The sequence below is a fragment of the Pseudomonas sp. URMO17WK12:I9 genome (assembly GCF_900230165.1).
Lineage (GTDB): Bacteria > Pseudomonadota > Gammaproteobacteria > Pseudomonadales > Pseudomonadaceae > Aquipseudomonas > Aquipseudomonas fulva.
In genome coordinates this window covers 1-16,827 of the sequence record NZ_OCMQ01000011.1, presented here as the reverse complement: position 1 = coordinate 16,827, position 16,827 = coordinate 1, and the positions used below count along the sequence as shown (strand labels likewise).

13 protein-coding genes are annotated in these 16,827 nt (G+C 64.1%); 10 read left to right on the top strand and 3 right to left on the bottom strand.

The features are described 5' to 3' along the window. The first annotated feature begins 120 nt into the window (after positions 1-120). Complete coding sequence (locus CRP40_RS18450) at positions 121-2,514, top strand: TonB-dependent siderophore receptor (RefSeq protein ID WP_027915204.1); 2,394 nt, start codon at positions 121-123, stop codon at positions 2,512-2,514. 210 nt (positions 2,515-2,724) lie between these two features. On the opposite strand, the gene CRP40_RS18445 is transcribed toward CRP40_RS18450, so the two are convergent. Then, complete coding sequence (locus CRP40_RS18445; RefSeq protein WP_027915203.1) at positions 2,725-4,578, bottom strand: 3'-5' exonuclease; 1,854 nt, start codon at positions 4,576-4,578, stop codon at positions 2,725-2,727. A 121-nt stretch (positions 4,579-4,699) separates the two neighbouring features. Then, on the bottom strand, positions 4,700-5,587 hold the full coding sequence (locus CRP40_RS18440; protein ID WP_027915202.1) for a LysR substrate-binding domain-containing protein: 888 nt from the start codon (positions 5,585-5,587) through the stop codon (positions 4,700-4,702). Between the two features lie 168 nt (positions 5,588-5,755). Here CRP40_RS18440 and CRP40_RS18435 point away from each other — a divergent pair, with 168 nt between their 5' ends. From CRP40_RS18435 to CRP40_RS18395, 9 genes are all read left to right on the top strand, one after another. Beyond that, positions 5,756-6,589: a MaoC family dehydratase N-terminal domain-containing protein gene (locus tag CRP40_RS18435; protein WP_027915201.1), complete on the top strand. Its 834-nt coding sequence runs from the start codon at positions 5,756-5,758 to the stop codon at positions 6,587-6,589. Positions 6,590-6,619: 30 nt separating this feature from the next. Then, a complete protein-coding gene (locus CRP40_RS18430; RefSeq protein WP_027915200.1) occupies positions 6,620-7,783 on the top strand; it encodes an acyl-CoA dehydrogenase family protein in 1,164 nt (387 codons plus the stop codon). 14 nt (positions 7,784-7,797) lie between these two features. Next, on the top strand, positions 7,798-9,147 hold the full coding sequence (locus tag CRP40_RS18425; RefSeq protein WP_027915199.1) for an MmgE/PrpD family protein: 1,350 nt from the start codon (positions 7,798-7,800) through the stop codon (positions 9,145-9,147). A 20-nt stretch (positions 9,148-9,167) separates the two neighbouring features. Then, the gene (locus tag CRP40_RS18420) at positions 9,168-10,367 is read left to right on the top strand and encodes a CaiB/BaiF CoA-transferase family protein (protein WP_027915198.1); all 1,200 of its coding nucleotides are present in this window, start codon (positions 9,168-9,170) and stop codon (positions 10,365-10,367) included. Between the two features lie 15 nt (positions 10,368-10,382). Further along, on the top strand, positions 10,383-11,210 hold the full coding sequence (locus CRP40_RS18415; protein ID WP_027915197.1) for a CoA ester lyase: 828 nt from the start codon (positions 10,383-10,385) through the stop codon (positions 11,208-11,210). A 192-nt stretch (positions 11,211-11,402) separates the two neighbouring features. Beyond that, on the top strand, positions 11,403-12,401 hold the full coding sequence (locus CRP40_RS18410) for a TRAP transporter substrate-binding protein (RefSeq protein WP_023534545.1): 999 nt from the start codon (positions 11,403-11,405) through the stop codon (positions 12,399-12,401). 63 nt (positions 12,402-12,464) lie between these two features. Beyond that, positions 12,465-13,100, top strand: coding sequence for a TRAP transporter small permease (locus tag CRP40_RS18405; RefSeq protein WP_027915196.1), 636 nt, complete (start codon positions 12,465-12,467; stop codon positions 13,098-13,100). Then, positions 13,097-14,380, top strand: a complete 1,284-nt coding sequence (dctM, locus tag CRP40_RS18400; RefSeq protein WP_027915195.1) for a C4-dicarboxylate TRAP transporter large permease protein DctM — start codon at positions 13,097-13,099, stop codon at positions 14,378-14,380. The genes CRP40_RS18405 and dctM overlap by 4 nt, the downstream gene beginning before the upstream one ends. 149 nt (positions 14,381-14,529) lie before the next feature. Continuing rightward, positions 14,530-16,122 carry an argininosuccinate lyase gene (locus CRP40_RS18395; RefSeq protein WP_027915194.1) on the top strand — a complete coding sequence of 531 codons (1,593 nt, stop codon included), beginning with the start codon at positions 14,530-14,532 and terminating at the stop codon, positions 16,120-16,122. A gap of 213 nt (positions 16,123-16,335) precedes the next feature. Here the strand turns inward: CRP40_RS18395 and CRP40_RS18390 are convergent. Continuing rightward, positions 16,336-16,827: transposase (locus CRP40_RS18390; RefSeq protein WP_141400915.1), on the bottom strand; the 492-nt coding region annotated here is incomplete at its 5' end.

Genomic DNA, 16,827 nt, shown 5'->3' with positions numbered 1-16,827 from the left:
ACCCAACCTACATCCGAAGTTAATTAATCTGAAAATAAATGAGGTGTTTTCTCATTCTCGTTCGGCAGGTAGGGAAGGCCGGAATACAGGCCGCCCGCCGATACGCTACGGAGCGAGAGAATGAGTTCTACCCCGGTTTCACCGCGCCACCCCCTGAACCGAGCCCTGCGTGGCGCCTTGCTCGGGCTCGTGGTAGGCAGCCATGTCCTGCCAGCCCTGGCCCAGCCTGCGGCCACTGACAGCAGCAGCCCGCTCAAGCAGTGGAACATTCCGGCAGGCCCGCTGGCGCCAGCGCTCGATCGTTTTGCCAGGGAAGCCGGCATCAGCCTCTCGTATGACGCGCAAAGCGTGGCCCACCAGACGACGCCGGGCGTCCAGGGCTCGCTGGGTACCGCAGCGGCCTTGTCTTCGCTGTTGCAGGGCAGTGACCTGCAATCTGAACAGCAAGGCCCCAACGCCTACCTGTTGCTGCCCCAGCCCAAGCCCACCGGCCCGCTGGAGCTGGGCGCCACCGAGGACTACCGCCTGGCCCCGGTGATCGTCAACGCCAAGGTCAAGGCCAGCGCCGACGACGACATCAACTCGGTCGTGGCCAAGGAGCTTTGGGTGGGGGGCAAGGTCGCCACCAGCATCCTCAATACCCCGGCGTCGGTATCGGTGGTGACCCGCAAGGAGATGGAGCAGCGCAGCGTCAGCACCACCGAAGAAGCGCTGCAGTACACCCCAGGGGTGATCAGCGACTTCTATGGGTCGGACGACCGTAACGACTACTTCCAGATTCGCGGCTTCCAGGCCACCACCTACCGTGACGGCCTGACGCTCAGCTCCATGCGTGGCGTGCGCGAAGACCCTTACGCCTACGAGCGTATCGAGATCATTCGCGGCGCCAACTCCACCCTGTTCGGCCCCGCCGACCCAGGCGGCTCGGTCAACTTCGTGACCAAACAGCCACGGTTCGAGCGTTTCGGCCAGGGCTACGTGACCTACGGTTCGTACGACCATGCCGAGACCGGCATTGATGTGGGCGATGTGCTCAACGAAGGCGGCACCGTGGCGGGGCGCTTCACGGCCAAGCTGCAGGACAGCGACCGTGAGTACGACCATTCCCGGGACGACAGCCGCCTGGTGATGGGCGGGCTGACCTGGGCACCGAGCGACTTCACCTCGGCCACCGTGGTGCTGGACTACCTGAAGACCAACAGCTCGCCCAACAGCGGTGGCTACCCGCTGGACAAGGAGTACGACCGCAGCAAGTTCTTCGGCGAGCCCGGCTACAACTTCCACGATGTGGAGCGCACCAGCCTGTCCGGCAACATCACCCACGACTTCGACAACGGCTTTGTATTGCGTGGCAACCTGCGCTACAGCGAACTGACCGACGATTTTGGCTACGCCTACTTGAGCGACAGCCCATCGCGGGTGGGCACCACCATCCCGCGCTATGTGTTCGGCACCGACAGCGACGCCGACCAGCTCAACGGCAACCTGATGCTGCAATACGATGCGCAGTTCGAGCACATCGACAGCAGCACCCTGGTGGGGGTGGAGTACCTGGACTCCTCGACCAAGCAGCGCTCGGTCTATAGCCTCGCCCCCCCGATCGACATCGCCAACCCGGTGTTCACCGGCGTGCCGCGTGGCATCGAGCCCTACAGCCGCAAGAAGCAGGACGTGACCACCAAGGCTGTGTTCATGCAGCAGAACCTTTCGTTCTACGACCGCGTCATCGCCACCGCTGGCGTGCGCAATGACTCCATGGATCTGTCCAGCACCGAGTACGTGGGCGGGGCCGCCAAGCAGAGCGACGATTTGTCGGAAACCTCGTATCGCGCGGCGCTCACCTACATCGTCAACGACGAAGTGTCGACGTACGTGAGCATGGTGGAGTCGGTGTCCCCACCCCAGGTGGGCGTCACCCCGCAAACCGGCAAGCAGTACGAAGTGGGCGTGAAGTACTCGCCCATCGGCATGGACGCGATGTTCTCCGCTGCGGTGTATGACCTGACCCAGGAAAACGTCACCATCGCTGTGGTACTGCCCAGCGGCATCATCGAACAGCAAACCGTCGGTGAGTCCCACGCACGCGGCCTGGACCTGGAAGCCAAGGCCCAGGTGACGGCTGATATCAGCGTGATTGGCGCGTATTCGTACATGGACACCGACGTGAAACGCGGGTCGCTGTATGACGGCTCTTCGCTCAAGGGCAACGCTTTTGCCACCGCACCCAAGCACTCGGCTTCGTTGTGGACGTACTACGACATTCCGGCGACCGACGTGAGTGTCGGGCTGGGCGCACGGTACGTGGGGGCTTACTACATGGATGCGGCTAACACCAAGAAGACCGACGGCACCACGTTGTTCGACGCGGCATTCAAGTACCAGATCGCCAAGGGCACCGACCTGGCGGTGAACGTGAGCAACCTGTTCGATGAACAGCACGTGGTGGGCTCGGGGACGGCTGATTATTACAACCCGGGGCGTGAGGTGACGGCGCGGGTGAGTTATAGCTGGTAAGCCATTATTTGGGGGGCTGAGCAGTGTCTGTAGAGGCTGCAATCGATGGCCTGTGCAGTCTGGCCGTTGTGAGCCGCACGGTAGGCCTTGAGCTCTAATGTGGAGCTGAAATGTTGGGGCCGCTTCGCGGCCCATCGCGGCCGGTCCGGCATCCCGGCGAGGCCGCGCCCACTAATACCGCGCAACCCTTAGTCCCGCACTATCAAGCAGCTAAAGGCTCGCTTGAACCTGAGCCACTGCCTCCTGCAGGCGTTCGGTGAATCCGGAGTGGGTCTGATGGGTCATCACCAGCCTGTCCACGGCGCGGGTCATGGCTACATACAGCAAGCGCATCTCATCGGCTTCGTCTTCGCCCTGCACCGGCATCTCGTGCAAGCGCGGAATCACCACGAACCCGAATTCCAACCCCTTGCTCGAATGCATGCTCACGATTTTCACCGTGTTCTCGCCATACAGCGCGCTGCGTTTGGAAACGGTCTTGGCGCTGGTGTACGGGATACCCGCGGCCTTGAGTGTGTCCTCGATCCAGGTGGCCTGGAAACCTTCTCGGTAGATCACGGCCATGTCTTGCCAGGCCCGGCCGTTTGCCTGCTCATGCTCAAGCCGGGCGACAAGGCATTGGGCTTCCTGCACAAGCCCAGGGTGGCTGAGCAGTTGCGGCAAGTCGCCGCGCCGGCCTGCGCTTTGCGGAGCCAGTACCGGGATATGGTCATCTTCGGCATCGCGGGCGCTGAGCAAATCCTTGGAAAACGCATGCGCGACCGACAGCACTTCCAGCGTATTGCGGTAGTTGATGCGCAAGATGGTGGTCCGCCCTGACGCCTTGATCCCTACACTGGCGAAGCTGAATGTCATCTTCGAGGCAAGGGTGGCCTTGCCGCGGTAGATGGCCTGGGCGTCGTCGTAGAGCACCAGCAGGTTTTCCTGCTCCTGGTCGAGTTGGTGAACGACCAGGCGGAACCACTCCGGTTTGAAGTCGTGGCCCTCATCGATCAGGATCGCGGCATACCGATCAGCGTCCAGCTTGCCGTCCGCCATGTGCTTGAGCACATCGTCCTCGAGCGCCTGGAAGAACTTCTGCCCGTTGAGTTGAGGGATGGGCAGCTGCGCATCGGTCAGCAGCTTGCGACACCAAGCATGAAAGCTCATGGCAACTACCTGAACGTCTTGCTGGTGCGCCTTGAGCACTTGGTTCAAGCGCGCTGCGAGGGTCTTGTTGTAGCACAACACCAGTACCGGCTTGCTGGAGGTGCGCGCCAGGTAGAGGCTGCGGTACACCAGGACCATGGTTTTGCCGCTGCCGGCCACGCCGTGAATCACCCGGTGCCCACTGCCCATGGAACGCGCCAGTTGCTCCTGCTGCAGGTCCATGACCTTGATCAGGCTGGGCATGGGCGCCTCCTGCTCACCGAACAGCCCGAACTGGGCACGTGCCGGGTTCAGGCGGATTTCCGGGAACAGGTGGTAACGCACGCGGTCCACGTGCTCGTCCGACAGCGCCACGGGAAAGTGCTGCACGAACATGGCCTTGAAGCGTTGTTCGAACAGGCCTGCATCCACGGTTTCGAACATTTCGTCCTTGCAGATGACACGCAGGCTTTGCAAGGCCGAACCGGCTTGCAGCGAGGTGAATTCCTTGCGCGTCATCTCTGGCAGCACGACGCCCCAGGTATAAGGCATCAACAGTTTGCCCGCTCGGATAGAGCCTGGCTTCTGGGTCAACGCGGGGTCCTTTTCCAGCGCTTCCTTCGTTTCGAACGCGTTCTTGCGGGCCTGCGCCATGGGGTTGATGACGGTGACTTCGCGACCGTCCTCGAGCTTGGTGACTTCGTTGATCGTCACCTCTTTCAGCGAGCTCAGCTTCCAGTCCTTGACCTCGAGAATGAGCAAGCCCACTTCAGGGTGCAGGAGGACGAAGTCCGGTTGCAGCCCCTTTGGGCCAACCGGCACGTTGAACCAGCATAACCAGTCATCGGGGAGTTTCTTTTCGAGGCGCTCAGCCAGGCGTTTTTCCCCGGGCGAGTCGAAACGGCACGCGCCGAGTGTTGGGATGATTTGGGCCATATCCTTATTGTCCATATCCAAAACGACGCGCCACAGTAGGATTTATCCTTCTGCAGTGCAAATCTGAACCACTGTCCTGCACCCGATCTGACGGTCAGATAACCCGAGCGTAATGGCTTGCCTAGTTCGCAGGCATCAACGTCTTGATCAATGCGCGCACCGTCCCCGGCAGGGCCTCCAGCTCCCGGACGAGTATGCTGCGTTCGCGCTCGGCCCAGGGTTCGTCCAGGGCGATGGTCACCAGATTCATGGTGTGGCTGTGGCGCGATGCGGACGACTCGGGAATGATGCCGATGCCCACGCCTGCCTCGACCATGCGGCAGATGGCCTCGAAGCCCGACAGCTGGATACGCAGGGCCAGGGTTTCACCCATGCGCTCGACCTGGTCGCGCAGAAAGGTCAGCAGGGTGCTGCCGTCGTGCAGCCCGATGTGCTGGTAGGCCAGAGTCTGTTTCAAGGTCACCTGGCGGCGGTTGGCCAGCTCGTGGCCGGCGGGCACGATCAGCACCAGCCGATCGGTGCTGAAGTGCATCACCTGCAGGCCGCTGGCCTCCACGGGGCCGGCGATGATGCCCATGTCGGTGCTGCCATCGAGCACGCCTCGCACGATGTCACGGGACAGGCGTTCCTGCAGGTCGACCGTGACCCCCGGCCGTTGCGCCAGGAAGCCTGCCAGCACCTCGGGCAGAAACTCGGTCACCGCCGTGGTGTTGGCAAAGATGCGGATATGCCCCGCCGAATCGCCTCCGAACTGGGTGAACTCCGCCTTCAGGTAATCCACCTGGCGCATCACCAGGCGTGCGTGGGTCAACAGCGTGTGCCCGGCCGGGGTCAGTTCGACGCCGCGGCTGTCGCGGTACAGCAGCCGTGTGTCGAGCTGCGCTTCCAGCGCCTTGATACGCGCACTGGCGGCGGCCGGGGAGAGGTGGGCACGGCGGGCGCCCTGGGTCAGGCTGGGAGATTCGCCGATGTGGATGAACAGGCGCAAGTCAGCCAGATCGAAGTGCATGGGCAAGTCCTGGGTAGGGAAGGCGTTCGGCATTTATGAACGCCGGGTTATGGAAATGCAAATTCACAGAATGCGCGACAGGGTCGCATGATCGTCCCTGTCGCCTGCGCAGCGTCGATGACGCGTCTGCAAGCGGCCTGCCATAACAACAATTCCAGAGGCCCACCCATGCCCACTACGCCCTTTGATTACAGCCCTTGGCTCGGCCGCACCGAGCACGCCTGGGATGTGCTCAGCCGCAACCTGGTGCAGCGCATCGCGGCGACGTTCGGCGAGACCGCCCCGGCCCATGGCGAGGCGTTGCCGCCGCTGTGGACCTGGTGCTTCTTTCAAGACCCTGTACCCGAAGCGCAACTGGGCACCGACGGGCACCCGGCACGCGGGGGCTTTCTGCCGCCGGCTGACGGGCGCAACCGCATGTGGGCCGGTGGCCGGGTCGAGTTCATCGCCCCCCTGGTGGTCGGCGGCGAGGCGCAGCGTACCTCGACCATCCTGCACATCGAGGAGAAACACGGCCGCAGCGGCGCCTTGCTGTTCGTGACGGTGCGCCATGACTACACCCAGCACGACCAGCTGTGCATCCGCGAAGAGCAGGACATCGTCTACCGCGAGCCGACCCCGCCCAAGGCGAGCACGGGCGAGCCTTGTGAAACCGGCACCTGGGGTGAAACCGTCACGCCCACCGCGACCCTGCTGTTCCGCTATTCGGCGGTCACCTTCAACGGCCACCGCATCCATTACGACTACCCCTATGTCACCGCTACCGAGGGATACCCGGACCTGGTGGTGCACGGCCCCCTGATCGCGACGCTCAACCTGCGGGCCTTTCTGCGCGCCAACCCCGGTGCCCGCCTGCGCCGCTACAGCTACCGCAGCCTGCGCCCGCTGACCCTGCCCACGCCCTTCCAGCTCAGCGGCTGCCTCGACGGCCCAGGCCAGGCGCGCCTGTGGGCCGGCAACGCTGCCGGCGTGGCGCAAAGCGCCGACGTCACCTTCGACTGACCCCCTTTCAGCACCGTAGAGAAGCCTGCCATGCACAGCTACGACAGCGATGACCTCAACGCCATCCGCGAAGGCGTGCGCGCCTTGTGCGCCGAATTTCCGGCCGAATACTGGCGCACCCTGGACGAGCATAAGGCCTTCCCCGAAGCCTTCGTCAAGGCCATGACCGACGCCGGCTGGCTGTCGGCGATGATCCCCGAGGCCTACGGCGGTTCAGGGCTGGGCCTGGCCGAGGCGTCGGTGATACTCGAGGAAGTGAACCACTGCGGTGGCAACTCCGGCACCATCCACGGGCAGATGTACAACATGTTCACCTTGCTGCGCCACGGCAGCGAGGAACAGAAACGTCATTACCTGCCCAAGCTGGCCAGCGGCGAGCTGCGCCTGCAGTCGATGGGCGTGACCGAACCGACCACCGGCACCGACACCACGCAGCTCAAGACCACGGCCGTGCGCGAGGGCGACGACTACGTGATCAATGGGCAGAAAGTGTGGATCTCGCGCATCCAGCATTCGGACCTGATGATTCTGCTGGCGCGTACCACGCCGCTGGCGCAGGTCACGCGCAAGTCCGAAGGCATGTCCATCTTCCTGGTGGACCTGCGCACGGCCATTGGCAACGGCCTGACCGTGCAGCCCATTGCCAACATGGTCAACCACGAAACCAACGAGCTGTTCTTCGACAACCTGCGCATCCCGGCCAGCAGCCTGATCGGCGAGGAGGGCAAGGGTTTTCGCTACATCCTCGACGGCCTGAACGCCGAGCGTACGCTGATCGCTGCCGAGTGCATCGGCGACGGGCGCTGGTTCGTCGAAAAGGCCAGCCAGTACGCCCGCGACCGCGTGGTGTTCGGCCGCCCGATCGGCCAGAACCAGGGCGTGCAATTCCCCATCGCCGAAGCCCACATCGAACTGGAGGCGGCCGACCTGATGCGCTGGCGGGCGTGCGCCGAGTACGACAGCGGCGCCAACGCCGGTGCTGCCGCGAACATGGCCAAGTACTTGGCAGCCAAAGCCTCGTGGGAGGCGGCCAACGCCTGCCTGCAAACCCACGGCGGCTTCGGCTTTGCCAACGAGTACGACGTGGAGCGCAAATTCCGCGAGACCCGCCTGTACCAGGTGGCGCCGATTTCCACCAACCTGATCCTGTCGTACGTGGCCGAGCACCTGCTCGAGCTGCCGCGCAGCTTCTGAAGGAGGGTATGCCCATGCGTGATACCCAAGCACTGGCCACCTTCCTGGCCGACCTGCGCTACCAGGACATCCCGCCCTCCGTGCTGGCGCGTACCGAAGACCTGTTCCTCGACTGGCTCGGCTCGGCCCTGGCCAGCCAGGGCGCGCACCCGGTGCCGCTGTTCGAGCGCTACGCCGAGCGCATGGGGCCACCTGCCGGTAAAGCCCGGTTGATGAGCACCGGCCGTGGCACCTCGCCGTATTTCGCTGCGTTGGTCAATGGCGCAGCGTCGCACCTGGTGGAGCAGGACGACCTGCACAACAGCTCGGTGCTGCACCCGGCCACGGTGGTGTTTTCCGCAGCCCTGGCTGCCGCGCAGGACCTGGACAAGTCGGGGCCGGACCTGCTGCTGGCGGCTGTGGCCGGCTACGAGGCTGGCATTCGCATCGGCGAATTCATGGGCCGCTCGCACTACCGCATTTTCCACACCACCGCCACCGTCGGCACCCTGGCGGCGGCTGTCGCGGTGGGCAAGCTGATGGACTTCGACCAGGCCCAGTTCATCAACGTGCTGGGCAGTGCCGGCACTCAGGCGGCCGGGCTGTGGGAGTTCTTGCGCGATGCGGCCGATTCGAAACAGCTGCACACCGCCAAGGCAGCTGCCGACGGGCTGCTGGCGGCGTACCTGACCGCCGATGGCCTGAGCGGGGCGCGCAACATCCTGGAAGGCGACCAGGGCCTGGCGGCCGGCATGTCCAGCGACGCCGACCCGGCCCGCCTGTCGGACCGCCTGGGCAGCCGCTGGGCGCTGGCCGAAACCTCGTTCAAGTTCCACGCCTCGTGCCGCCACACCCACCCGGCGGCCGATGCCTTGCTCGAACTGATGCAGCGCGAAGGGCTGCGCCACGGCGACATCGCCGAGGTGATCGCCCACGTGCACCAGGGCGCCATCGACGTGCTCGGCCGGGTGAAGGTGCCCACCAGCGTGCACCAGGCCAAGTTCTCCATGGGCACGGTGCTCGGCCTGATTGCCGTGCACGGCAGCGCGCAGTTGCTGACATTCCGCGACCTGGCCCTGAGCGACCCGGACGTGGCGGGGTTCCGCGACAAGGTGCGCATGCAGCTGGACCCCGAGGTGGACGCCGCCTATCCGGCCCGGTGGCTGGGCCGGGTAGAAGTGGGCTGCAAGGACGGGCGCCGCTTCACCGCTGCCATCGACGAACCCAAGGGCGACCCCGGCAACACCTTGTCCCGCGCGGAACTGGAGGACAAGTTCCAGCGCTTGCTGGCCTACGCCGGGCAGCGCAGTGCGGCCGACGGCCGTGCCTTGATCCAACGTGTCTGGCAGCTGCGCGATACCCGCTCGCTGGCCGACCTGCCATGACTCCCGCACAGGACCTTGCCATGAGTGCATCTGCCCCCCGCCCCCTGGACGGCATCACCGTCGTCAGCCTGGAACACGCCATCGCCGCGCCGTTCTGCACCCGCCAACTGGCCGACCTGGGCGCCCGGGTTATCAAGGTCGAACGCCCCGGCAGCGGTGATTTTGCCCGAGGCTATGACCAGCGCGTCGACGGCCTGGCGTCCCACTTCGTGTGGACCAACCGCTCCAAGGAAAGCCTGACCCTGGACCTGAAGCAGCCTCAGGCCGATGCCATCCTCGAAGGGCTGCTGGCCAAGGCCGACGTGCTGGTGCAAAACCTCGCACCTGGCGCTGCGGCGCGCATGGGCCTGGGGTTCGAGGCCCTGCACGCGCGCTTTCCACGGCTGATCGTGTGCGACATCTCTGGCTACGGTGAAGGCGGCCCCTATGAGAAGAAAAAGGCCTACGACCTGCTGATTCAAAGCGAGGGCGGTTTCTTGTCGGTCACCGGCAGCCCAGGCGAGGAGGGTATGGCCAAGGCTGGATGCTCGGTGGCCGATATCGCCGCTGGCATGTACGCCTATACCGGCGTGCTTTCGGCCCTGCTGTTGCGTGATCGCACCGGGGTGGGTAGCCGCATCGACGTGTCCATGCTCGAAAGCCTGGTGGAGTGGATGGGTTACCCCATGTACTACGCCTACAACGGCGCACCGCCACCGCCTCGCGCGGGTGCTTCGCACTCGACCATCTACCCGTACGGCCCTTTCCCCACAGGCGATGGCGGCACGGTGATGCTGGGGTTGCAGAACGAGCGTGAATGGCAGCTGTTCTGCGAGAAGGTCTTGCTCGACCCGGCGTTGGCCACCGACGAGCGCTTCTGCGCCAACTACCGGCGCTCGGAGAACCGCGATTCGCTGCGCCAGATCATCGTCGAGGGCTTTGCTGCGCTGAGCCTGGAAGACGTGGTGTCACGCCTTGAAAGCGCCCAGATCGCCAACGCCCGGGTCAACGACATGCACGGGGTGTGGCAGCATCCCCAGTTGCAGGCCCGTGACCGCTGGCGCGAGGTGGACAGCCCGGCGGGCAAGCTGCCGTCCCTGCTGCCGCCGGGGCGCAACGCGGCCTTCAGCCCGCGCATGGACCCGGTGCCTGCACTGGGCCAGCACACCGCCGCGATCCTGGCCGAGCTGGGGTATGGCGACGATCAGCAGGCGCAATTGAACAGCGCAGGCGTGGTTTAGTAGAGGAGCAAAAGCATGCCATACCCCATCGTTCGCTCCGCCCTGTTCGTGCCCGGTAGCCGCCCGGAGCGCTTCGCCAAGGCCCTGGCTGCCGGTGCCGATGCCGTGATCGTGGACTTCGAAGACGCGGTCGAAGAACCGCTCAAGGCCCAGGCCCGCGAGCACCTGGCGCGCTTTCTGGGCGAACACCCCGACGCCCGGGTGTGGGTGAGGGTCAACGCACCCAGCCATCCAAACCACGCCGAGGACTTGCAATTTTGCGCGCAGCACCTGGGCGTGACCACGGTGCTGCTGCCCAAGGTCGAGAGCGCCGCACAGGTGGCGGTTACCGCCCGCACGGGCAAGGCCGTGGTCCCTATCATCGAGACCGCCAAGGGGCTGTTGGCCCTTGAACGTATCGCCGGCGCCGAGGGCGTCGAGCGCTTGTCGTTCGGCAGCCTGGACCTGGCGCTGGACCTTTGCCTGAACACCGACAGCCCGGCAGGTCAACGCTTCATCGACCAGGCCCGCATGGCCGTGCAACTGCATTCCCGGGGCGCCGACCTGGCGCCGCCGCTGGACGGTGTGTTTCCTGCGATCCGCGACCCGCAAGGGCAGCGCGAGGCCATGCGCCATGCCTACGACATGGGCTATGGCGGGGCGCTGTGCATTCACCCAAGCCAAGTGCCGGTGATTCACGAGGCCTTGCAGCCCAGCGAGCACGAACTGGCCTGGGCGCAGCGCGTGCTCGAGGGCAGCGCAGCGGCGGGTGGGGCAGGGGCCTTCCAGCTGGACGGGCAGATGGTCGATGCCCCGGTGGTGTTGCGCGCGCAACGCCTGCTGGCATTGGCCCATGCTGGCTAGTGGCTAGTGGCTAGTGGCTAGTGGCTAGTGGCTAGTGGCTATGGTCCAGGCCAAGGCATGAGGGGCGGCGTTCGTTTTTGCCGAACGCAGCCTTACACAAAAGCAGATTCCCCAAACACCTATACTTGCGCCACCGTAATCTTGGCTACGCTTCCCTGCTGACCTTACCAACAACAATAACAGGTGAAACCCATGTTGAAGCTGACCCAGGCGCTGTTCTGCGCCGCCGCCGTCTCCCTGACCTCGTTCGCTTACGCCGCGGACCCGGTCATCATCAAGTTCGCCCACGTAGTGGCCGACAGCACGCCCAAAGGCCAGGGCGCGCTCATGTTCCAGAAGCTCGTGGAGGCCGATGACAAGCTCAAGGGCAAGGTCAAGGTCGAGGTTTACCCCAACTCGTCGCTGTTCGGCGACGGCAAGGAAATGGAAGCGCTGCTGCTGGGCGACGTGCAGATGCTGGCGCCCTCGCTGGCCAAATTCGAGCACTACAACAAGCAGGTGCAAATCTTCGACCTGCCGTTTCTGTTCGACAACCTGGCGGCGGTCGACCGCTTCCAGCAGGGGCCCCAAGGCAAGGCGCTGCTCACCTCCATGGAAGACAAGGGCATCCGCGGCCTGGCCTACTGGCATAACGGCTTGAAGCAGCTGTCGGCTAACAAGAAGATCCTGCTGCCCAAGGATGCCCGTGGCCTGAAGTTCCGCGTACAAGCCTCCAGCGTGCTGGAAGAGCAGTTCAAGGCCGTGCGCGCCAACCCGCGCAAGATGAGTTTTGCCGAGGTGTACCAAGGCTTGCAGACCGGCACCGTCAACGGCACCGAGAACACCTGGTCGAACTACGAAAGCCAGAAGGTCAACGAAGTGCAGCCGTTCTTCACCGAGACCGACCACGGCCTGATCGACTACATGGTGATCACCAACGCCAAGTTCTGGAACGGCCTGCCTGAAGATGTGCGCACCGAACTGCAGGGCATCATGGACAAGGTCACCGTCGAGGTGAACAAGCAGGCCGAGGCGCTGAACCAGGCCTCGCGGCAGAAGATCATCGACGCCAAGACCAGCGAGGTCGATGCGCTCACCCCCGAGCAGCGTGACGAATGGCGCAAAGCCATGCGTCCGGTCTGGGACAAGTTCGAAGGCCAGATTGGCGCCGACCTGATCAAAGCCGCCCAGGACGCCAACACAGCCTCTTGATTGGCCCCGCCTGCAGCCGCCCCTGCGTGGGCGGCTCAGCCTCATTCTGCGCGGAGAATGCCCATGCAAACGTTACGGCGCGTCTGGGAGCGCTTCGAGGAAGGCATGATCGCCTTTCTTCTGGCGGCCATGACCCTCATCACCTTCATCTACGTAGCGCTGAACAACCTCTACACGATGTTCTACAACTTGAGCGACCGTTGGACCTTTGCCAGCGAGCCGCTGTTGAACATCGGTGACCACTTGATGGGCTACGCCCAGGAAATGACCTGGAGCATCGCCCTGACCAAGGCCCTGTTTGGCTGGCTGATCTTCTTCGGCATCGCCTATGGCGTACGTACCGCCGGCCACCTTGGGGTCGATGTGCTGGTCAGGCGCACCCGCAAGCCGGTGCAGCGTGTGCTGGCCATGGTTGCCTGCGCCTGTTGCCTGGCGTATGCCGGGCTGTTTCTGATTGCCAGCATCAAATGGGTCAGCGCTGTGCTGGCGGCTGGCATCGGGGCCGAAGACCTGGACCGCTACGGCATCAAGATCGGCCACATCGCGATGATTGTGCCCTTCGGGTTCGCTTTGATCATCGTGCGCTACCTGGAAATCCTCTACCGCATCTACACCCACCGCCAGATCAACCTGGGCCTGGCCGACGAAGCGGCCGAGGCGAGCAAGCTGGCCAACCCCGGTGAGGAGTCGCAGCAATGACCGTTATCTGCCTGTTCCTGCTGCTGTTCATCTTCATGTTCCTGGGCGTGCCCATTGCCATTTCCCTGGGCCTGTCGGGGGCGGTGTCGATTCTGCTGTTCAGCCAGGACTCGCTCAGTTCGTTGGCGATCAAGCTGTTCGAAACCTCTGATAGCTACACCTTCCTGGCCATCCCCTTCTTCCTGCTGTCTGGCGCCTTCATGACCACCGGCGGCGTGGCGCAGCGGCTGATCGATTTTGCCAACGCCTGCGTGGGGCACATTCGGGGCGGCCTGGCCATTGCCGCCGTGCTGGCCTGCATGTTGTTCGCTGCGTTGTCCGGCTCGTCGCCGGCCACGGTGGCGGCAGTGGGTTCGATCGCCGTGGCCGGCATGGTGCGCTCGGGGTATCCGAAGGAATTCGGCGCCGGCATCATCTGTAACGCCGGTACGCTGGGCATCCTGATCCCCCCGTCGATCGTGATGGTGGTCTATTCAGCCGCGACCGAAACGTCGGTGGGCAAGTTGTTCATGGCTGGCGTGATCCCTGGGATCTTGCTGGGCGTGTCGCTGATGGTAGCCATCTACATCGTGGCGCGGGTCAAGAAGCTGCCTGCCCAGCCACGTGCCAGCTTCCGCGAATGGCTTACGGCCGCGCGGCGGGCGTTCTGGGGGCTGTTGTTGCTGGTGATCATTCTGGGCGGCATCTACAGCGGCATGTTCACCCCCACTGAAGCGGCGGCCGTGGCGGCGGTGTACTCGGCGTTCATCGCCCTGTTCGTGTACAAGGACATGACCTGGCGCGAGTGCCCCAAGGTGTTGCTGGAGTCCGGGCGGCTGACCATCATGCTGCTGTTCATCATCGCCAACGCCATGCTGTTCGCCCATGTGCTGACCACCGAGCAGATCCCGCAGCAGATCACCCAGTGGGTGCTCTCCGAAGGCCTGACGCCCATCGGCTTCCTGATCATGGTCAACGTGGTGCTGCTGATTGCCGGCAGCTTCATGGAGCCGTCGGCGATCATCCTGATTCTGGCGCCGATCTTCTTCCCCATCGCCATGGAACTGGGCATCGACCCGATCCACCTGGGCATCGTGATGGTGGTGAACATGGAGATCGGACTGGTTCACCCGCCAGTAGGGTTGAACCTGTTCGTGACCAGTGCCGTGACGGGCCTGACATTGGGCCAGACCATTCGCGCAGCGCTGCCGTGGCTGTCGATCTTGTTGCTGTTCCTGATCCTGGTCACCTACGTGCCGTACATCTCCCTGGCGCTCCCAGAGTTTCTCGGCATGCCCTGACCGGCGGCTCGATCAACCCCGCCACTGCACCGACGCCACCGCCTACCCGGCGGTGGTTTCACTTTCGGCCAAGGGGGCAGGGGTGTAGGTTGACCCTCCAAGGGTGCCACCAGCCCGCCAGCCTTCCACAAGCCCCGAGCGGACCCACCATGACAACAACAAGATCACTGCTGTGCCTTGCCATCGCCTGCGCCTGGCTCACCAGCCCCGCGGCCCAGGCCGCCAACACCGCCGACAACCCATGCAAGACCACCGCCGAGTGCGCCGAGCAGGCCCGCAAGATCGGCGCCTTCGTGGAAAAGACCCCCGACGGCCAGCGCCACGGCGAGACCCAGTTCGACTACCTCAACCGCATCAACAAAGCCTCGCTGGTGATGCTCAAGGAAGCCGGCATCGTCACCGCCGAACAGGCCGCGACCATTGCAGGCGGGGTACGCCACGCCATCGACCAGGCCACCCAGCCAGGCGGCAAGCGCCCCAGCGATGTGCTGCAACTGGAGCAGATCATCACCGACAAGGTCGGCCCCGAGGCCTCGCTGATTCACTCGGGGCGCAGCCGCCAGGACATGTACGCCACCTACCGCCTGGCCTCGCTGCGCCGCCACGTGCTGGCCTACGGCGACGCCCTGGACGCCACCCGCCAGCGCTTGCTCACGCTGGCCGCCCAACACGTCGATACCCTGGTGCCGGCCTATACCAACGGCGTGCAAGCCATGCCCATCAGCTACGCCCATTACCTGCTGGCCTACGAGGCCTCGTTCGAGCGCGACGCCCAACGCCTGCACGAACTCTACGCCCGCCTGAACCTCAGCCCCATGGGCACCGCCGTGCTGGCCAACTCCGGCTACCCCATCAACCGCGAGCGCCTGGCCCAGCTGCTGGGCTTTGACGGCGTGCGCGAGAACTCGCTGGACGCCAGCCAAGTCTCGACCTACGACATTCCGCTGGAAGCCGCCGGCCTGGTCTCGTCCTCGGCCATTCGCATCGGCGCCTTCATCGGCGACATTCACACCCAGTACCACCAGACCCGCCCCTGGCTGCTGCTCGACGAAGGGGCCACCTACACCAGCAGCGCCATGCCGCAAAAGCGCAACCCTGGCCTCTTGATGCGCACCCGCGAAGCCGCCTCCGACGTGGTCGGCCTGGCCAACGCCACCACCCTGCGTGCCCACAACGTCACCACCGGCATGACCGACTACAAGGCCGCCTTCGACGACCTGGGCCTGTTCCGCTCCACGGGGGACATGTTCAAGCGCCTGGACCAGGTGCTCGACGCCCTGAAAATCAACGCCGCACGCGCCGAAGAAGAACTGGACGCCGACTGGACCACCTCCATGGAGCTGGCCGACACCCTGGAGCGCAAGCACCACGTCCCCTTCCGCATCGGCCACAGCTTCGCCTCGCTGATCGTCGAAAAAGCCCGCGCCGACGGCACCTTGCCCAAGGACTTTGCCTACGCCGATGCGCAGGCGTTGTTCACCCAGGCGGCGGACAAGTACAAATGGAAGGACAACACCCTGCCCCTGAGCGAAGCGGATTTCCGCGCCAGCCTGTCCCCCCGCGCCATGGTGCAAAGTCGCAAGGGTACTGGTGGGCCGCAGCCTGAAGAAGTGCGGCGCATGTTGGCTGAGGCCCAGGCGCGATTGAAGGCGGATCAGGCGTGGATGGAGCAGCGGCGGCAGAAGCTGGTGGATGCGGATGCGGGGTTGGACAAGGCGTTTGATGGGCTGACGAGGCGGTGATCTGGCAGGGGCGCTTGCTCCGATGACTCGGTGATCTGACAGAAACACGCCCTCCGTGTGGGAGCAACTGTCTTGCCCGATTTATTTAAAATCTAGCCCGCCCCTCCAGGGGGCGCGCTTGTCGCGCGGCCTCGGGCGAAGCCCGTGCCATCCAGCGCGGTATTGGATTGATGGGCAAGCCCGCTCCTGTATGAGTTACGTCGGCTTCCTGCTCTAGGTCCGCATAGGCTGTGGCAAGACCAGATCAAGCCAAGGCTTGCCCGTCCTTAGCATGGCATTGAGCCGTACGATCAATACCCGCATACAGGCTACGAGGGCGACCTTGGCAACTTTTCCGCGTCCGCGCAGCGCCTCATAACGAGCCTTGAGTGCTGGGTTGTACTTTATCGCCACAAGGCATGACATATACAACGATCGCTTGGCCTCAAACCGCCCGCCCGAGATAGAGCGTTTGCCCACGGATTTTCCGCTGTCGTGGTTAAAAGGCGCCACCCCGACCAACGAGGCTATTTCTTTGGACTCGACACGCCCCAGTTCTGGCAGAAGTGTTATCAGCTTGCCCGCCGTTACCAGCCCAATGCCTTTGACCTGGACCAGCTGAGTAACCCGTTCATCTTTCAGGGCTTCCGTTTGCTGGCTGATCGCTTGCTCAATCAGCTTGATCTGCGACTTGAAGTGCTGAAGGTTGGCTTTCAGAAAGTCGGA